Origin of the sequence: Barrientosiimonas endolithica (genome assembly GCF_030296655.1) — a bacterium.
Taxonomy (GTDB): domain Bacteria; phylum Actinomycetota; class Actinomycetes; order Actinomycetales; family Dermatophilaceae; genus Barrientosiimonas; species Barrientosiimonas humi.
This window is the reverse complement of sequence record NZ_AP027735.1, coordinates 201,342-218,093: the sequence shown is the minus strand read 5'-3', so window position 1 is coordinate 218,093 and position 16,752 is coordinate 201,342. Positions and strand designations below refer to the sequence as shown.

Annotated in this window: 17 protein-coding genes and 2 pseudogenes; 10 read left to right on the top strand and 9 right to left on the bottom strand. The window is 72.7% G+C overall.

The window, feature by feature from the left end; all coding sequences use genetic code 11:
* Positions 1-11 precede the first annotated feature (11 nt).
* The 3 genes from nhaA (at position 12) to QUE40_RS01075 (ending at position 2,749) form a co-directional block, all read left to right on the top strand.
* Positions 12-1,235, top strand: coding sequence for a Na+/H+ antiporter NhaA (gene nhaA, locus QUE40_RS01085; protein ID WP_350227030.1), 1,224 nt, complete (start codon positions 12-14; stop codon positions 1,233-1,235).
* A gap of 103 nt (positions 1,236-1,338) precedes the next feature.
* Positions 1,339-1,740 (top strand): phage holin family protein, encoded by a 402-nt coding sequence (locus QUE40_RS01080; protein ID WP_142007829.1) that lies wholly within the window; start codon positions 1,339-1,341, stop codon positions 1,738-1,740.
* A gap of 85 nt (positions 1,741-1,825) precedes the next feature.
* A complete protein-coding gene (locus tag QUE40_RS01075; RefSeq protein WP_289232974.1) occupies positions 1,826-2,749 on the top strand; it encodes an alpha/beta fold hydrolase in 924 nt (307 codons plus the stop codon).
* A gap of 36 nt (positions 2,750-2,785) precedes the next feature.
* On the opposite strand, the gene QUE40_RS01070 is transcribed toward QUE40_RS01075, so the two are convergent.
* Positions 2,786-3,340: an NUDIX hydrolase gene (locus QUE40_RS01070; RefSeq protein WP_289232060.1), complete on the bottom strand. Its 555-nt coding sequence runs from the start codon at positions 3,338-3,340 to the stop codon at positions 2,786-2,788.
* A 184-nt stretch (positions 3,341-3,524) separates the two neighbouring features.
* Positions 3,525-4,256 (bottom strand): annotated as a pseudogene (nth, locus tag QUE40_RS01065) (endonuclease III); the annotation flags it as partial.
* A gap of 106 nt (positions 4,257-4,362) precedes the next feature.
* On the opposite strand from nth, the gene QUE40_RS01060 reads away from it, so the two are divergent.
* Complete coding sequence (locus QUE40_RS01060) at positions 4,363-5,010, top strand: Crp/Fnr family transcriptional regulator (protein ID WP_289232059.1); 648 nt, start codon at positions 4,363-4,365, stop codon at positions 5,008-5,010.
* A gap of 229 nt (positions 5,011-5,239) precedes the next feature.
* Here the strand turns inward: QUE40_RS01060 and QUE40_RS19575 are convergent.
* A pseudogene (locus QUE40_RS19575) lies at positions 5,240-5,955 on the bottom strand (MBL fold metallo-hydrolase).
* 333 nt (positions 5,956-6,288) lie between these two features.
* On the opposite strand from QUE40_RS19575, the gene QUE40_RS01045 reads away from it, so the two are divergent.
* The gene (locus tag QUE40_RS01045) at positions 6,289-6,957 is read left to right on the top strand and encodes a lysozyme (protein WP_289232058.1); all 669 of its coding nucleotides are present in this window, start codon (positions 6,289-6,291) and stop codon (positions 6,955-6,957) included.
* 45 nt (positions 6,958-7,002) lie between these two features.
* On the opposite strand, the gene QUE40_RS01040 is transcribed toward QUE40_RS01045, so the two are convergent.
* The 4 genes from QUE40_RS01040 to QUE40_RS01025 all read right to left on the bottom strand — a co-directional run bounded on the left by QUE40_RS01040 (position 7,003) and on the right by QUE40_RS01025 (position 9,861).
* Positions 7,003-7,812 (bottom strand): NUDIX hydrolase, encoded by an 810-nt coding sequence (locus QUE40_RS01040; RefSeq protein ID WP_289232057.1) that lies wholly within the window; start codon positions 7,810-7,812, stop codon positions 7,003-7,005.
* 106 nt (positions 7,813-7,918) lie between these two features.
* Positions 7,919-8,383 (bottom strand): RidA family protein, encoded by a 465-nt coding sequence (locus QUE40_RS01035; protein ID WP_142007822.1) that lies wholly within the window; start codon positions 8,381-8,383, stop codon positions 7,919-7,921.
* A 3-nt stretch (positions 8,384-8,386) separates the two neighbouring features.
* The gene (gene sp36, locus QUE40_RS01030) at positions 8,387-8,545 is read right to left on the bottom strand and encodes a Sp36 family protein (protein WP_142007821.1); all 159 of its coding nucleotides are present in this window, start codon (positions 8,543-8,545) and stop codon (positions 8,387-8,389) included.
* A gap of 29 nt (positions 8,546-8,574) precedes the next feature.
* Complete coding sequence (locus QUE40_RS01025) at positions 8,575-9,861, bottom strand: NAD(P)/FAD-dependent oxidoreductase (RefSeq protein WP_289232056.1); 1,287 nt, start codon at positions 9,859-9,861, stop codon at positions 8,575-8,577.
* A 117-nt stretch (positions 9,862-9,978) separates the two neighbouring features.
* Here QUE40_RS01025 and QUE40_RS01020 point away from each other — a divergent pair, with 117 nt between their 5' ends.
* The 3 genes from QUE40_RS01020 (at position 9,979) to bagB (ending at position 12,900) form a co-directional block, all read left to right on the top strand.
* The gene (locus tag QUE40_RS01020; RefSeq protein ID WP_289232055.1) at positions 9,979-10,671 is read left to right on the top strand and encodes an alpha/beta hydrolase; all 693 of its coding nucleotides are present in this window, start codon (positions 9,979-9,981) and stop codon (positions 10,669-10,671) included.
* Between the two features lie 76 nt (positions 10,672-10,747).
* Positions 10,748-11,731 (top strand): ATPase BagA, encoded by a 984-nt coding sequence (gene bagA, locus QUE40_RS01015; RefSeq protein WP_289232054.1) that lies wholly within the window; start codon positions 10,748-10,750, stop codon positions 11,729-11,731.
* Positions 11,728-12,900: an ArsA family ATPase gene (gene bagB / locus QUE40_RS01010; RefSeq protein ID WP_289232053.1), complete on the top strand. Its 1,173-nt coding sequence runs from the start codon at positions 11,728-11,730 to the stop codon at positions 12,898-12,900. Before bagA ends, bagB begins: the two co-directional genes overlap by 4 nt.
* 82 nt (positions 12,901-12,982) lie before the next feature.
* Here bagB and QUE40_RS01005 read toward each other — a convergent pair whose 3' ends face one another.
* On the bottom strand, positions 12,983-13,291 hold the full coding sequence (locus tag QUE40_RS01005; protein WP_211344702.1) for a WhiB family transcriptional regulator: 309 nt from the start codon (positions 13,289-13,291) through the stop codon (positions 12,983-12,985).
* Positions 13,292-13,521: 230 nt separating this feature from the next.
* On the opposite strand from QUE40_RS01005, the gene QUE40_RS01000 reads away from it, so the two are divergent.
* Together QUE40_RS01000 and QUE40_RS00995 are read left to right on the top strand one after the other, a co-directional pair.
* Positions 13,522-14,067, top strand: coding sequence for a transglycosylase domain-containing protein (locus QUE40_RS01000; protein ID WP_289232052.1), 546 nt, complete (start codon positions 13,522-13,524; stop codon positions 14,065-14,067).
* 26 nt (positions 14,068-14,093) lie between these two features.
* Positions 14,094-16,295, top strand: coding sequence for a penicillin-binding protein (locus QUE40_RS00995; protein ID WP_289232051.1), 2,202 nt, complete (start codon positions 14,094-14,096; stop codon positions 16,293-16,295).
* Here the strand turns inward: QUE40_RS00995 and QUE40_RS00990 are convergent.
* Entirely contained in the window at positions 16,273-16,728 is a 456-nt protein-coding gene (locus QUE40_RS00990; protein WP_289232050.1) for a GatB/YqeY domain-containing protein, read from the bottom strand. The genes QUE40_RS00995 and QUE40_RS00990 overlap by 23 nt on opposite strands.
* Positions 16,729-16,752 lie beyond the last annotated feature (24 nt).

The window sequence follows — 16,752 nt, the reverse complement described above, 5'->3', positions numbered from 1 at the left end:
GCGTCGCCGATGTGCTGCGCGCCGAGACCGTCGGTGGCGCGCTGCTGCTGCTGGCCGCCGTCGCCGCCCTGGTGTGGGCCAACTCGCCGTGGCGTGACGGCTACACCGGCCTGCGCGACCTGAAGGTCGGGCCGGCCTCGCTCGGCCTCGAGATGAGCCTGGCCCACTGGGCCTCCGACGGCCTGCTCGCGATCTTCTTCTTCGTGGTCGGTCTGGAGCTCAAGCACGAGTTCGTCGTCGGCGACCTGCGCGACCGCGCGAAGGCCGCCGTGCCGATCGTCGCCGCCGTCTGCGGCGTCGCCATGCCCGCCCTGATCTACGTGCTGGTCAACAGCATCGGCGACGGCAACCTCACCGGCTGGGCGATCCCGAGCGCCACCGACATCGCGTTCGCGCTGGCCGTGCTCGCCGTGCTCGGGCAGTACCTCCCGTCGGCGCTGCGCTCGTTCCTGCTGACCCTGGCGGTCGTCGACGACCTGATCGCCATCACGATCATCGCGATCTTCTTCACCAGCGACCTGAACCTGGTCTACCTCGGCCTCGGCGTGCTGCCGATGATCGTCTTCTGGCTGCTCGTGCGCCGCGGGGTCCGCTCGCCGTGGCTGCTGATCCCGATCGGCATCATCACCTGGGTGCTGGTCTACAAGTCCGGCGTGCACGCCACCATCGCCGGCGTCGTGCTCGGCCTGCTCGTGCCGGTGCGGCCGCTCGCCGAGGGCGAGCCGTCGCTGTGCACCCGTTTCGAGCACCGCGTGCGGCCGCTGTCGGCCGGCCTGTGCGTGCCGGTCTTCGCGTTCTTCGCCGCCGGCGTGACCGTCGTCGGCGGCGGCCTGGCCGCGGCGTTCCGCGACCCGATCACCCTCGGCATCGTCGCCGGTCTGGTGCTCGGCAAGGTCATCGGCGTGCTCGGCGCGACGTTCTTCATGTCCAAGTTCACCCGGGCCGAGCTGGACGACGACCTCGCCTGGGCCGACGTGGTCGGGCTCAGCCTGCTGGCCGGGATCGGCTTCACCGTGTCGCTGCTGATCGGCGAGCTGGCGTTCGGCGCCGGCTCCGACGCCGACGAGCACGTGAAGATCGGTGTGCTCACCGGTTCGCTGCTGTCGGCGCTGCTCGCAGCGCTCGTGCTGCGTACGCGCAACAAGGTGTATCGCCGCATCCAGGAGTCCGAGACACTCGACACCGATGCCGACGGGATCCCCGACGTCTACCAGAAGGCACCCGGCGGCGCGTGAGGCCGAGCCAACCTGTCGGTAGGGTGGCTGGTCAGGTGGCCCGCACGGGCCAGCCGGGACGCACCGTCCCGGTCACATGAAGGCTTTGTCACAGGAGGACGCGATGGCAGACCGCACCAACGGCTCCGAACGTACGCTCGGCCAGCTGGTCGCTGACGCCACGACCGACATGTCGGGCATCGTGCGCGGCGAGATCGACCTGGTCAAGGTCGAGATGAAGGCCGAGGCGCAGAAGGCCGGCAAGGGCGGCGCCATGCTGGCCGCGGCCGGCGTGGTCGCGCTCTACATGCTCGGCTTCCTGCTCACGGCCGGGGCCTGGGGGCTGTACGCCGCGGGCCTGTCGCGCTGGCTGAGCTTCCTGATCGTGGCGCTGGTGCTGGGGGTCGTCGCGCTGGTCCTGGCGCTGGTCGGTCGCAGCCAGCTGAAGAAGATGCAGGGCGGGCCGAAGAAGACCATCGCCAACGCGCAGAAGACCGTGCAGGCGATCAAGCCCTCCAAGGGCTGACGTCACGCCTGACGTGCGGGGCGGACCGGTGGCGACCGGGACCGCCCCGCACGCATGCCGAGGCCGAGAACGTGCGGGGGTGAGCATGGCTGACGACGTGTCGAGCGTCCTGATCGACGGTCCGTGGACCCACCGGATGCTCGCGGCCAACGGCGCCCGTTTCCACGTGGTCGAGGCCGGCCGCGACTCCGAGGGCCCGCTGGTGCTGCTGCTGCACGGCTTCCCGGAGTTCTGGTGGGCCTGGCGCCACCAGATCCCCGCCCTCGCCGACGCCGGTTACCGGGTCGTCGCGATGGACCTGCGCGGCTACGGCGCGTCCGACAAGCCGCCGCAGGGCTACGACACCTTCACCCTCGCGGCCGACGCCGCCGCGGTCGTGCGCTGCCTCGGTGTGCGCAGCGCCGTGGTGGCCGGGCACGGCTGGGGCGGCTGGATCGCCTGGGCGATGGCGACCATGCAGCCCGACGTGACCCAGGGCGTCGCGGCGTTCGGGATGCCGCACCCGCTGGTCCTGCGCCAGGCCTCCCGCACCGACCCGCGACAGATCCGCGCCAACGGTTATCTGTGGTCGATGCAGACGCCGTTCCTGCCCGAGCGGGCGATGAGCTCGGGGCCGCGATACACCCGCAAGCTCATGCGCGCCTGGTCCGGCGACGACGCCTGGCCCGACGCCGCGCTGGTCGAGCGCTACGCCGGGGCGCTGACCCTGCCGTTCGTCGCGCACTCGGCGGCGGAGTACTACCGCTGGGTGGTGCGCTCGGTGCTGCGCAGCGACGGGCGCCGGATGGTCAACCGGCTCTCCCAGCCGGTGCCGGTGCCGGCGCTGCTGGTGCACGGCGCCGCCGACGGCTGCGTGCTCACCGAGTCGACGCGCGGCTCGCAGGCGTACTGCCGTGGCGGTTACCGCGAGGAGCGGCTCCCCGGCGTGGGCCACTTCGTGCCCGAGCAGGCGCCGGACGAGGCGACCCGCATCCTGCTCGACTGGCTCCCCGGGGTCGCGCAGCGCTGACCCGTGCAGCGCCGCCCCGGGTGCGCGAGCGCGGTCTCAGCGCACCAGGAAGCGGGCGGGCACGGGACGTTCGTCGCTCGTGTCCCACGGCCGGGTCAGCCCGGCGAGGTCGAGGAACTCCGCGATCAGGATCGCGGTGAACCCCCAGACGTAGAGACCCTGCACCTCGAAGGCCGGCGCCGCGAACGCCCGCGCGGGGTGCACCGCCATGAACCGGTTGGCCGGGTCGGTGAGCTCCTCGACCGGCACCACCACGACGCGCGCGACCTCGGCCGGGTCGACGACACCCACCGGCATCGGCTCCCGCCACCAGCCCAGCACCGGGGTGACCGAGAAGCCGGTGACGCTGAGCGGCAGCTGCGGCAGCATGCCGACCACGTCGATCCCGCTGCGCAGCGCCCCGATCTCCTCCTCGGCCTCGCGCAGGGCGGCGTCGACCGGCCCGTCGTCGGTCGGGTCGACGCGCCCGCCGGGGAAGGACACCTGGCCCGGGTGCGAGCGCAGCGTGTGCGCCCGCTCGGTGAGCACCAGGGTGGCGCCGCCGGAGTTACCGATGCGCTCCACGCCCTCGGGCGCCGGCCCGAACAGCATGAGCACCGCCGACTCGCGACCGCCCGGCAGGTGGGCGGTGCGCTGCACCAGCTCCATGTCGTCGTGGGAGGTGTCGGCGACCAGCTGGAGCCAGGCGGGCACCGGCGGACCGGTGCGGCTCATCCCCGCGCCCCGGGGCCGGCCGGGTCGCCGCCGGGGTCGCGGCGCCCGCCGCCTCGGTGCCGGGGAACGGCGCGGCGCCGGGCGCCTTCTCGAACTTGAGCAGCTTCTCGGCGAGCGCCGGGTCGGTCTCGCCGATGCCGTACGACGGGCACCAGCGGGCGATCGGGCAGGCGCCGCACGCCGGGCGCTTGGCATGGCAGATGCGCCGCCCGTGGAAGATCACCACGTGGCTGAGCATCGTCCAGTCCTTGCGCGGGAACAGCTCGCCGACGGCGTGCTCGACCTCGACCGGGTCGGTCAGCTCGGTCCACCCGAAGCGGCGCACCAGCCGGCCGAAGTGGGTGTCGACGGTGATGCCCGGCACGCCGAAGGCGTTGCCCAGCACGACGTTCGCGGTCTTGCGGCCCACGCCGGGCAGCGTGACGAGGTCCTTCAGCCGGCCCGGCACCTCGCCGTCGAACCGCTCGACCAGCGCGGCGCCCAGGTTGATCACCGAGTTGGTCTTCGCGCGGTAGAACCCGGTGGGCCGCAGCAGCTCCTCCATCTCGGTGCGGTCGGCCCCCGCGAGCGCCGCGGCGTCGGGGAAGCGCCGGAACAGCTCGGGCGTGACCTTGTTGACGCCCACGTCGGTGGTCTGCGCCGACAGGATCGTCGCGACGAGCAGCTGCAGCGGCGTCTCGAAGTCCAGCTCGGCGCGGGCATAGGGATAGGTCTCCTGCAGCACGCGGTAGGTCTTGCGCGCGCGACGCTTCAGACCGACCGGCGTCTCGTGGGAGATGTCCAGGGGCTTCACGCCCCCGACGATAGGCCGCGGCACCGACGGGCGATGCGCCACCGACCGGCCCGAGGCAGCGTGGCAGGATGTGTGACGTGGATCTCGACGTGCTGCGCAACTCCCCTTGTTCTCCTCGCTCGACGACGCCGACGTCGAGGCGTTGCTCGCCTCGACCACGCGCGCCCGGGCCGCGCGTGGCGAAGAGCTGTTCCGCGAGGGCGAACCCGGTGACCGGCTGTTCGTCATCACCGACGGCAAGATCAAGCTCGGCCGCACCTCCAGCGACGGCCGCGAGAGCCTGCTGGCGATCCTCGGCCCCGGCGAGATGTTCGGCGAGCTGTCGCTGTTCGACCCCGGCGCCCGCACCGCCACCGCCACCGCGGTCGCCGACTCCGAGCTGGTCGGCCTCGGCCACGACGACCTGACCGCCTTCCTCAAGCAGCGTCCCGAGGTCGCGGTCACCATGCTCAGCGCCTTGGCCCGCCGGCTGCGCCGCACCAACGAGGCCCTCGGCGACCTGATCTTCACCGACGTCCCCGGCCGCGTCGCCAAGGCCCTGCTCGACCTGGCCGCCCGCTTCGGCCGGCAGAGCGACGAGGGCGTCCTCGTCGCCCACGACCTCACCCAGGAGGAGCTGGCCCAGCTGGTCGGCGCCTCCCGCGAGACGGTCAACAAGGCGCTCGCCGACTTCGCCGGCCGCGGCTGGCTCAAGCTCGAGGCGCGCGCGGTCCTGCTCCTGGACGTCGACCGCCTCCAGCGCCGCGCGCGGTAGTTCCTTCTGGGTTCGGCTCCTCCTCCGCCAGCCGCTTGCTGCGCTGCGCGCCTGTCGGCATCGTCGCCGAACCGTGGCATCGTCGCCGAACCGTGAGCCGCTGATCTGAAGAACGGCGGCACAGATACCACGACGGCGGCACAGATCTTTTCTGTGCCGCCGTCGTACTTTCTGGGCCGCCGTCGTCCGGCGGGCGGTCGGCTCTCCCCCAGCCGGCCGGGATCCTGGCTCAGGGCGTCGCGCGCAGGTACGCCAGCTGGGCCTTGACGGTCTGGCGCGCCGCGGGCCACACGTCGCGCGGGACGTCGGCATACACCCGCTGTACGACCGCCTCGACCACCGCGTCCTCGTCACCTGCGTCCGCAGCACCGTCGTCGAGCGCGGCCTGCACCTGGCGCAGCCGCTCCAGCCGGTGGTCGCGGTAGTAGGCCAGCAGAGCCGCCGGGTCGTCGACGACCGGGCCGTGACCGGGCGCGATCACCGCCACCCCGAGCCCGGCCATCCGGTCCAAGGAGTCCAGGTAGGCCCCGACGTCGCCGTCGGGGTGGGTGACCACGGACGTACCCCTCCCCAGGACCATGTCGCCGGTCAGCAGCACGTCGTCGTCGGGCAGGTGGAACGACACCGAGTCGCTGGTGTGGCCCGGGGTGGCGAGCACGGTGAGGCGCACTCCCCGACCTCGAGCTGCTCGCCGTCGCGCAGCGGCTCCCCGCGACCGGCGCCGCGCACCGGTGCGCCGGTGATCGCGGCCCAGCGCTGCGCCGCCTCGGTGTGGTCGGCGTGGTGGTGGGTCAGCAGCGTGAGCGCCACGCGCGCCCCGAGACCGGCGGCGTGGTCGAGCACCGCCTGCAGGTGGGCCTCGTCGAGCGGGCCGGGGTCGACCACGACCACCTCGTCGCTGCGCGCGTCGCCGAGCACCCACGTGTTGGTGCCGTCGAGGGTCATCGGGCCGGGGTTGGGCGCCAGCAGCGCCGTGACCCGAGGGCCCGCGTCGCCGCGCCAGGGGGCGTCACCATGCCGTCACGGTATCCGCCCGATCGACCGCCGCGGTTTGCCCACTCTTGACCTGCCCTTCCGTAGCGTCCGACCTGCCCCCTCTCCCCTCCGCCCCGAGGTCTCCACGATGAACCCCTCCGCCACGCCCGTCTCCTGCTCGCCTCGGCCTGCGCCGCCCTCGTCGGCGTCGCACTGGCCGCCCCGCCCGCCGACGCCGCCACCCCGCCCCAGCCGACGCCGGGCGCCCGCTCGGCCGGCATCGTCAAACCCGGTGAGGCCTACATGGGATGGAAGACCCCGAGCCCGCGCGCCACGCCCCAGCCGCAGGCCACCGGCGGCGTGCCCGGCATCGACGTGTCCGGCTGGCAGGGCAACGTCGACTGGCAGGGCCAGTGGAACCTCGGCAAGCGCTTCGCCTACGTCAAGGCGACCGAGGGCACCGGCTTCCGGAACAGCTACTTCGCCCAGCAGTACACCGGCTCCTACGACGTCGGCATGATCCGCGGCTCCTACCACTTCGCGCTGCCGGACCGCTCGACCGGCGCCGCGCAGGCGGAGTTCTTCGCGCGCAACGGCGGCGGCTGGTCGCGCGACGGCAAGACCCTGCCCGGCGTGCTCGACATCGAGTACAACCCCTACGGCGCATCGTGCTACGGCCTCAGCCAGACCGCGATGGTCAGCTGGATCAGCAGCTTCACCACCCGCTACAAGCAGCTCACCGGCCGCGACGCGGTGATCTACACGACCACCGACTGGTGGAAGACCTGCACGGGCAGCACGACCCGGTTCGGCGCGACCAACCCGCTGTGGATCGCGCGCTACGCCAGCACCCCCGGCGAGCTGCCCGCCGGCTGGGGCTACTACACGTTCTGGCAGTACAGCGACACGCCCATCGACCAGGACACGTTCAACGGCGACCTCACCCGGCTCCGGGTGCTGGCCACGGGCTGAGCCCGCCCGGTCGACCACCCCGCCCCCGGCGTACGCCGGTCTCGCCTAGTCCTGCCCGCTCGGCAGGTCCTCGCTCGGCAGGTCCTCGCTCGGCAGGTGCGCGCGCAGCACCACCCGGTCCTGCTCGCGCACCGGCTCGGGCATCACCCGCACGACCGGGGGTCGCTCGGCGACGAAATCCGCAGCCGAGCGGGCCCGGGCGACGCGCTCGACGTTGACGACGGTGGGCGGCATCATCCGCTGCTCGCCCGCGGCGACCTCGTCGAGCAGCGCGTCGGGGTCGACCCAGACCGACAGGTCGGCCTCGGTGGTGGCGTCGTCGGGGATCTGGCCGACGGGCAGCAACGCCGCGAAGAAGTAGGTGTCGTAACGCTTCGGCTCGAACGGCGGCGTGACCCAGTGGTCGCGCAGCGTGAGCAGGTCGGAGCGCAGCACCAGGCCGCGGCGGGAGAGCAGCTGGGCGAAGGACTGCTCGCGCGACAGCAGCGCGGCGCGCTCCTGGCCCCACGCGTCGCCGGAGACGTCGCCGACCACGGAGGCGTCGTCGGGGCCGGCGAGCAGCACCCCGCACTCCTCGAACACCTCGCGCACGGCGGCGATGACGAGCTCGCGCGCGGTGGCCTCGTCGACGCCGATGCGCTCGGCCCACTCGGCGGGCGACGGACCGGCCCACGGCACGTCGGTGGCGGCGTCGCGCTGGTCGACGCCGCCGCCGGGGAAGACCCACATCGACGGGGCGAACTCCATCGTGGGGACCCGGCGGATCATGAACACCTGCACCGCGTTCCGCGGGTCGGGTGCGGTCGGGGCGTCGCGCACGAGCAGCACCGTGGCGGCCAGCCTGGGCCGCGGCACGTCGGACTCGGCGACGCGCCCTCGAGCATGGCGAGCGCGTGCTCGCCGAGCCGGCGCCCGACCCGGAAGTCGCGCGGGCGGGTCACCGGCTCAGGGGCCATCGGGGTCAGTCCTCGACGGCGACGACGATCTCGACCTCGACCGGGACGTTCTTCGGCAGCACGGCCACGCCGACCGCCGAGCGGGCGTGCGCGCCCTTGTCGCCGAAGGCCTTGCCGAGCAGGTCGCTGGCGCCGTTGATGACGCCGGGCTGCCCGTCGAACGCCGGGTCGGAGGCGACGAAGCCGAGCACCTTCACGACCTGGGTCACCTTGTCGAGGTCACCGACGACGTCCTTGACCGCGGCGAGCGCGTTGAGCACGCACGTCTGGGCGCAGGCCTGCGCCTCCTCGGCCGACACCTCGGCGCCGACCTTGCCGACGGCCTGCAGCTCGCCGCCCACCGCCGGGATCTGGCCGGAGGTGTAGACGAGGTTGCCGTGCCGCAGCGCGGGGACGTACGACCCCGCGGGCGCGGCCACGTCGGGCACCGACAGGCCCAGGGCGGCCAGGTTGTCTTCGACGGTCGACATCGATCAGCTCTCCTTCGGTCGCTTCAGGTAGGCGACCAGGCCGTTGCCGTCGGGACCTGGCACGACCTGCACCAGCTCCCAGCCGTCCTCGCCCCACTGGTCGAGGATCTGCTTGGTCGCGTGAATCATGAGGGGGACGGTGGCGTACTCCCAGGAAGTCATGGCCACCACGGTATTGCGTCCGGACCCGGTCAGCGGGTCGGGTCGAAGGGCGCCAGCTCCGGCGGCACCTCGCCGGTCGCCATCGCCTGCGCGAGCAGCTGGCCCGACAGCGGGCCGAGGGTGATGCCCCACATGCCGTGGCCGCCGTTGACGTAGACCCGGGGCACCTTGGTGGCGCCGATGAACGGCAGCCCGTCGACGGTGACCGGGCGCGAGCCGACCCAGACGTCCTCGCGGTCGTCCCAGTCGACGCCGCTGAGCAGCGGGCGGGCCGACTTGACGATCGCGTCGACGCGCTCGATGTTGAGCGGGGCGTCGGTGTCCTCGAACGCCATCGTGCCGCCGACGCGCAGCCGGTCGCCGTAGGGCGTGCAGGCGACGCGCTCGTAGGGGAAGTAGACCGGGCTCGGCACCGGGCGGTTCGCCGGGTCGGTGACCGCGACCGAGAAGGAGTATCCGCGGCCGGCGCGCATCGGCACCCGCACGCCGCACGCCTTGGCCAGGTCGGGCAGCCAGGCGCCGGTCGCGAGCACGACCGCGTCGCCGCTGATCGGCTCGCCGCTGAACATCTCGAGCGTGACGCCCTCGTGGCCGTGCCGCAGCGCCCGCACGTTGGAGCCGATGACCAGCCGGCCGCCGCGGTCGCGCACCGCGTCGCCGAGCGCGGCGACATAGGCGCCGGGGTCGATGAACCGCTGGCCGCCGATGCGGATCGCCCGCTCGACCTGGTCGCTGACGATCGGCAGCTCGGCCCGCAGCTCGGCGTTGCCGACCTCGCGGGTGTCGAGGTCGAGACCGGCCTCGTGGATGAGCTCGACCTCGTGCTCCAGGCCCTTGGCGTCGGCGGCGCGCAGGAACGCCGCCATGATCGGCGCCTCGTGCGCGATCGCCTTGACCCCGCCGGCCTCGAGGACGTCGTACGCCGCCAGCGAGCGCCGGTTGATCGGCACGTACTTGCGCATGGTCGCCATCCACTGACCCGGCGTGCAGCGGCGAGCGAACCCGACGAGGAAGCGCGCGAGCTGCGGGTCGGGCGTGAGCGGCAGGTAGAGCGGGGAGTCGGGGTCGAGGACGGCCTTGAGGCCGTACTTCAGCACCGACGGGTCCGACAGCGGCACGGCGAGCCCCGGCGAGATCCAGCCGGCGTTGCCCCACGAGGAGCCGGCGGCGATGCCGCTGCGCTCGACGACGGTCACGTCCATGTCGTGCTCCTGGAGGAACCAGGCGGTCGACAGTCCGACCATCCCGCCACCGACGACGACGACGTGCGGGCGACCCGACCCCGAGACCGGGCGGACGCGTTCCAGCTGACTCATGCAGACCCTCCTGATCCGGACCTCGTTGTCCGGGAAAACGTGTGCTTCTCGCACCGTCCCACAGCGCTTCTCGCACCGTGCCACGGGGAGGGGCTACGCGCGAGTACGGTCGTGCTCGTGACCTCCGTGCTCACCCGGCTCGCCACGGCGACGACCCCGGTCGACCGCACGACGGCGTACGGCTCCCACCCCGACCAGGTCTACGACGTGCGCGCCCCGAGCGGGGCTGCCCGCGGCGTGACGGCGCTCGTCGTGCACGGCGGGTTCTGGCGCCCGGCGTACGACCGTGCGCACGCGACCGGTCAGTCGGAAGCCTTGGCCGCCAACGGTTTTCACGTCGCGACGATCGAATATCGTCGGGCCGCCGAGGGCGGCTGGCCGGACCTGCGAGACGACGTCACGGCGGCAGCGGCGGCCGTCGTCGCCGACGAGGGGCTGCCCGACCCGGTGGTGCTGGTCGGCCACTCCGCGGGCGGTCACCTCGTGCTGTGGCTGCAGCACCACCCCGCCGTACGCCCGGCGCTGGCCGGCACGGTCGCGCTCGCTCCGTGCGCCGACCTGCACCTGGTGCACCGCCTCGAGCTCGACGGCGACGCCGCGCTCGCGCTGCTGGGCGTCCCGCCCGAGGACGATCCGCAGGCGTGGGACGCCGCCGACCCCGCGCGGCTGGGCGCGCCCCTCGCCCGGTGCGCATCCTGCACGGCGAGGCCGACGACCGGGTGCCGCTGGAGGTCTCGACCAGCTATCTCGAGGAGGTCGGCGGCGACACCGCGCTCGGCATGCTCCCCGGCGTCGACCACTTCGCCCTGATCGACCCGACCAGCGCGGCCTTCACCCGAGTTGGTGAAGTGCTGGACGCGGTGAGCCCCCGGTTAGGGTCTTCCTCGTGAGTCCCACCGCCAGCGCCGCTCCGCGGCTGCACGTCATCAGCGGCAAGGGCGGCACCGGCAAGACCACCGTCGCGGCGGCGATGGCCATGGCCCTCGCGGGCGCGGGTCAGCGGGTGCTGCTGTGCGAGGTCGAGGGCCGCCAGGGCATCAGCCAGGCGTTCGACGTTCCCCGCCTCGGCGAGGAGGAGACCAAGGTCGCCCGCGGTCTCGGCGGCGGCGAGGTCGTCGGGCTGAGCGTCGACGCCAAGGCCGCCCTCATGGAGTACCTCCAGCTCTTCTACAAGCTCGGCCGGGCCGGCGGGCTGCTCGAGCGCTTCGGCGTCGTCGACTTCGCCACGACGATCGCCCCCGGCGTGCGCGACGTGCTGCTCATCGGCAAGGTCTACGAGGCCGTCGGCCGCACCCCGGGCAAGAAGCGCGGCGACACCTACGACGCGGTCGTGCTCGACGCGCCGCCCACGGGGCGCATCGGCCGCTTCCTCAACGTCAACCACGAGGTCGCCGACCTGGCCAAGGTCGGACCCGTGCGCCAGCAGGCCGACTCGATCACCGAGCTGCTGCGCTCGCCGCAGACCGTGGTGCACCTGGTCACCCTGCTCGAGGAGATGCCGGTGCAGGAGACCCTCGAGGCCGTCGAGCAGATCAGCGACCTCGGCATGCGGGTCGGCAGCATCGTCGTCAACCAGGTGCGCGAGAGCCCGCTGTCCGACGCGGCCCTGGCCCGGCTCGACGACCTCGACCCGGCTCCGCTGGAGGCCCACCTCGGCGAGGCCGGGCTGCGGGTCGGCCCGGTGCTGGTCGACGGCCTCGTGCAGGCCGGCCGCGACCTCGGCGCGCGGGTCGCCCTCGAGACCGAGGAGCGAGGGGCGCTGTCCGCGGTGGGGCTGCCGACGCATGACCTGCCGCTGCTGCCGCAGGGCCTCGATGCCGGCGGCCTGCGCGAGCTCGCGACCGCCCTTCACGACCAGGGAGCCGTATGACCGGCGAACCGCCCGTGCTCGACGTCGACGCCATCATCGCCGACCCCACCGTGCGCACCGTCGTGTGCTGCGGGGCGGGCGGCGTCGGCAAGACGACGACCGCCGCCTCGATCGCGGTGCGCGCCGCCGAGGCGGGGCGCCGCGTCGCGGTGCTGACCATCGACCCGGCGCGCCGGCTGGCGCAGGCGCTCGGCCTGGAGGAGATGGGCAACGAGCCCGTCGCGGTGCCGACGATCGACACGTCCGGCGGCGGCTCGCTCGACGCGATGATGCTCGACATGAAGCGCACCTTCGACGAGGTCGTGGTGACGCACGCGGCCCCCGACAAGGTCGAGCAGATCCTCGCCAACCCCTTCTACCAAGCGGTCTCCAGCTCGTTCGCCGGCACGCAGGAGTACATGGCGATGGAGCGGCTGGGACAGCTGATCGGCGAGGAGGTCGACGGCCGCCCGCGCTGGGACCTCATCGTCGTCGACACCCCGCCGTCGCGCTCGGCGCTGGACTTCCTCGACGCGCCGAAGCGCCTCGGGTCCTTCCTCGACGGTCGTTTCATCCGGCTGCTGCTGGCGCCGGCGCGGGTCGGCGGCAAGGCCTACGTCAAGGTCGTGTCGGTCGGGATGGGCGCGGTCACCTCGGCGATGAGCAAGATCCTCGGCGCGCAGTTCCTGCAAGACATGCAGACGTTCGTGGCTGCGCTGGACACCATGTTCGGCGGCTTCCGCGAGCGGGCCGAGCAGACGTACGCCCTGCTCAAGGCGCCCGGCACGGCGTTCGTCGTCGTGGCAACGCCCGAGCGCGACGCGCTGCGCGAGGCGTCCTACTTCATCGACCGGCTCGCCGAGGAGGACATGCCGCTCGCGGGCCTGGTGGCCAACCGGGTGCAGATGACCTACGTCCCGTCGCTGAGCGGGGCGCGGGCGCTGGCGGCGGCCGAGCAGCTGGAGGCCGAGCCGGCCGAGCCGCAGCAGCCGTGGACCCGCGCCGACTCGGCGGGGCTGCTGCGGGTGCACGCCGACCTCGACGAGCAGGGCACCCGGCACGCCGCCGCCATCGGCCGGTTCGTCGCGGCCCACCCCGACATCGCGCTGGTGCAGGTGCCCGCCGGGGCGCACGACGTCAACGACGTGCAGGAGCTGCGCGAGATCGGCGACTACCTCGCCGGCCAGTGAGCACGACCTGACGCGAGCACGGCAACGAGAAACGACCTGGCCGCCCCCGAGGGGCGGCCAGGTCGTTTCTCTTGCTCTCGGCTCAGGCCTGCTGAGCCATCTCGTCGGCGCGGGCGGCCTTGAACAACGACGCCCACGAACGGACCTCCGGCCGGCGACGCAGCAGGGCCCGCCGCTCACGCTCGGTCATCCCTCCCCAGACGCCGTACTCGGTGCGGTTGTCGAGAGCGTCGGCAAGACACTCGGCGACGACGGGACAGCGCTGGCAGATGACCTTCGCAGACTGCTGCGCGGCCCCCTTGGCGAACAGCTCGTCGGGACACCCTGTGCGGCAGACCGCGCGTGCGGCCCAGTTGGTGTCCCAGATGACGGCCTCGGACGTGACTGTCATGTGATGGCCTCCGTTGACCTCCTGCCCCGCACGGGTTACGGGGCGACGCCAACCCCCTTGGCGTCCCCGTGACCCTACGAAGGGAGGGGCGGCGTCGCCAGGCCTCTCCGGGACTAATTGTTTCTAGTCCTTCAGGACTATGTCACCGCGATGTCGCCCGCGGCACCGGGCGTACGCTCGCCGCCCGCGGCTGCGCGGCCGGCACAGGTTCGGCGGTTACGCTGGCGAGCATGCCCTCTGCGAACCGTGCTACACGTGTGGCCAACGTGCTCAGCCTGCTGGGTGCGTTCGTCGCGACAGCGGTGGTCCTCGGACTCCTCGGCGCCGGTCTGGTGCTGCCGGCCGTCGGCGCGTCCGGCCAGGCCGCCAAGCAGAGCGTGGCGCTCTTCGAGGGCCTGCCCGGTGAGCTGGAGGTCAACCCGCTCAACCAGCAGTCCCGCATCCTCGCCACCGACGGCTCGGTCATCGCGACGCCGTACGACGAGAACCGCATCGTGGTGCCGCTGAGCAAGATCGCGCCGATCATGCAGAAGGCGCAGGTCGCGATCGAGGACAAGCGCTTCTACGAGCACGGCGGCGTCGACCCGCAGGGCCTCGCCCGCGCGCTCGTCTCCAACACGGTGAGCGGCAGCACCCAGGGCGCCTCGACGCTCACCCAGCAGTACGTCAAGGTCGTGCTGCAGGACGCCGCGCTCAAGCGCGGCGACAAGGAGGCCGCGGCGTCGGCGGTCTCCCGCTCCGGCACCGAGGATACCTGCGCAAGCTGCAGCAGCTGAAGTACTCGGTCTCGCTCGAGCAGAAGATGACCAAGAACCAGATCCTCGAGGGCTACCTCAACACGGTCTACATGGGCGACCAGCAGTACGGCGTCGAGGCCGCCGCGCAGCACTACTACGGCATCCCCGCCTCGAAGCTGAACCTGCAGCAGGCCGCGATGCTCGCCGGTGTCGTGCAGCGCCCGGGCGCCACCGACCCGGTCAACAACCCCGAGGCCGCGAAGTCGCGCCGCAACACCGTGATCCAGCGGATGCTCGAGCAGAAGATGGTCACGCCCGAGGAGGCGGCCAGCGCCAAGGCCTCGCCGCTGGGCCTCAACGTCACCCGCTCCGACCAGTCGTGCGCGAGCTCGAAGTACGCCTACTTCTGCTACTACGTGCAGGACTGGCTGATGCAGCAGCCCTCGCTCGGGAAGACCCCGAAGGAGCGCCTGCAGCGGCTGCGCAGCGGCGGCCTGACGATCCAGACCTCGCTGGACCCCAAGAAGATGGCGATCATCGACAAGCAGATCAAGGCCAAGGTGCCGGTCGGCAACGAGGCCGACGTGCAGGCCTCGGCGATCATGGTCCAGCCGGGCACCGGCCTGGTGCAGGCCATGGGCCAGAACACGACGTACAGCAACGTCGGCGGCCCGGGCAAGACGTCGGTGAACTACGCCGCCCCCTCCGGCGCGGCGTCGGCCGGCTTCCCCGTCGGCTCCTCGATCAAGATGTTCGCGATCGTCGAGGCGCTGAAGCAGGGCCGCCCGATCGACTCGACCATCGACGTCCCGCGGATGACGGGCCGAACCAAGGGTGGGTCGCCCGCCGCGGTGTTCACCAAGGACCTGTTCAACGACGACTGCGGTCTCGGTCGCGAGCCGTGGGTCGTCGGCAACGAGGCCCAGGCCCCGCCCGGCCCGATGAAGCTCTACGACGCCACCGGGCAGTCGATCAACACCGCGTTCGCCGAGCTCGTCGGTGAGCTGGGTGCGTGCAACGTGCGCAAGACGATGACCTCGATGGGGCTGACCCAGCCCGACGGCGACCCGATCCGCCCCACGCCCTCCAACATCGTGCTCGGCAGTGACAGCAGCACCCCGCTGGACCTGGCCAACGCCTACGCCACGGTCGCCGCCGGCGGGAAGTACTGCGAGCCGCGCCCGGTGGTCTCGATCAAGGAGGCCAACGGCAAGACGCTGCCGATCTCGACCGCCGAGTGCAAGCAGGTCATCTCGCCCGACGTCGCCGCCGGCACCGCGCAGATCCTCACCGCGTCGCTGCAGCACGAGAAGGGCAGCGCCAAGAACGCCAAGCTGGCCGACGGACGAGCCGCGATCGGCAAGACCGGAACGGTCAACAACGCCATCGCGACCTGGTTCGTCGGGTCCACCCCGCAGCTGACCACGGCCGTGTTCGTCGGCCGCGCCAACGACCAGAAGCCGCTGCGCGACCTGCGCCTGGGCGACAAGTTCTACAGCGGCTTCATCTACGGCGGAACCCTCGCGGCGCCGATGTGGAAGTCGATCATGGACCAGGCGCTGAAGGGCGTGCCGAAGGTCGCGTTCGACAAGCCGCCGTCGTCGATGAGCAACGGCGAGCAGGTCACGGTCCCCTCGGTCGTCGGGATGACCGCCGAGGAGGCGCGGGCCAAGCTGTCCGACGCCGGCCTGGTGCCCTCCGGCCCGACGACCGGCACGATCACCGGCACCTCACCCGGGTCGGGCAGCCAGGTCGCGAAGGGTTCGACGGTGCGCCTGCAGACCGGCTCCTCGCCGGTGCGCGACACCACGCCCGCGCAGCCCGAGCCGCCGCGCGCGGCGGTCGTGGCGGCCAAGCCGAGCCCGCGGCCCAGCCCGAAGCCGAGCGCGAGCAAGAGCACGTCCAGCCCGAGCCCGAAGCCGAGCACCAGCTCGAAGCCGGCGCCGGCGCCGAGCACGGCCCCCGGCCGAGCCCGAGCGCGACGGCCGAGCCCGAGCCGGGCAAGGGCAAGGGGAAGGACAAGCCCAAGCCGGGCAAGCCGCGCCTGTCCGCCGGCCCGGAGGACTTCGGCTAGGCCGGCCCCAGGCGTACGCCGGGCTCGGGCATCCCAGCGGGCACATCGGGTCGATACCGACCCCAAACGGCACGCCTACGCCCACCGAAGCGGGCACATCGGGTCGATATCGACCCCAGGCGTACGCCGGGCTCGCCCTGGGCCGGCCCGGCCGGTCGGTGAGGGGCGGGTCAGCCCGCGAGGGCGCGCTTGACGGCGGCGGCCACCCGGCCGCCCTCGGCCTGACCGGCGACCTTGGGCTGCACGACCTTCATGACCTGCCCCATCTGGGCCATGCCGGTGGCGCCGGTCTCCTGGACGGCCTCGGCGACGATGGCGTCGATCTGGGCGTCGTCGAGCTGCTTGGGGAGGTAGTCCTCCAGCACCACCAGCTCGGAGCGCTCGGTGGCGGCGAGTTCGTCGCGGCCGGCGCCGTCGTACGCCTCGGCCGCCTCGCGGCGCTTCTTGGCCTCCTTGCCGATCACCTTGAGCACGTCGTCGTCGCTCAGCTCGCGGGCCTCGCTGCCGGCGACCTCGGCGTTGCCGATCGCCGAGAGGGTCATCCGCAGGGTGTTGGTGCGCAGCGTGTCGCGCGCACGGATCGCGTCGGTCAGGTCGCTGCGCAGCCGGGCCTTGAGGTCGCTCATGGGCGACATCCTCCCACCCGGGCC

Bases quoted from the DNA above. Each gene is read 5' to 3' on its own strand.
- sp36 (WP_142007821.1), bottom strand. From the start codon at position 8,545: ATGACTTCCTGGGAGTACGCCACCGTCCCCCTCATGATTCACGCGACC.
- QUE40_RS01000 (WP_289232052.1), top strand. From the start codon at position 13,522: ATGCCCTCTGCGAACCGTGCTACACGTGTGGCCAACGTGCTCAGCCTG.
- QUE40_RS00995 (WP_289232051.1), top strand. From the start codon at position 14,094: ATGACCAAGAACCAGATCCTCGAGGGCTACCTCAACACGGTCTACATG.
- QUE40_RS01070 (WP_289232060.1), bottom strand. From the start codon at position 3,340: ATGCTGTTCGGGCCGGCGCCCGAGGGCGTGGAGCGCATCGGTAACTCC.
- QUE40_RS01005 (WP_211344702.1), bottom strand. From the start codon at position 13,291: ATGACAGTCACGTCCGAGGCCGTCATCTGGGACACCAACTGGGCCGCA.
- QUE40_RS01075 (WP_289232974.1), top strand. From the start codon at position 1,826: ATGGCTGACGACGTGTCGAGCGTCCTGATCGACGGTCCGTGGACCCAC.
- QUE40_RS01080 (WP_142007829.1), top strand. From the start codon at position 1,339: ATGGCAGACCGCACCAACGGCTCCGAACGTACGCTCGGCCAGCTGGTC.
- QUE40_RS01045 (WP_289232058.1), top strand. From the start codon at position 6,289: ATGGGATGGAAGACCCCGAGCCCGCGCGCCACGCCCCAGCCGCAGGCC.
- QUE40_RS01025 (WP_289232056.1), bottom strand. From the start codon at position 9,861: ATGAGTCAGCTGGAACGCGTCCGCCCGGTCTCGGGGTCGGGTCGCCCG.
- QUE40_RS01035 (WP_142007822.1), bottom strand. From the start codon at position 8,383: ATGTCGACCGTCGAAGACAACCTGGCCGCCCTGGGCCTGTCGGTGCCC.
- bagB (WP_289232053.1), top strand. From the start codon at position 11,728: ATGACCGGCGAACCGCCCGTGCTCGACGTCGACGCCATCATCGCCGAC.
- QUE40_RS00990 (WP_289232050.1), bottom strand. From the start codon at position 16,728: ATGAGCGACCTCAAGGCCCGGCTGCGCAGCGACCTGACCGACGCGATC.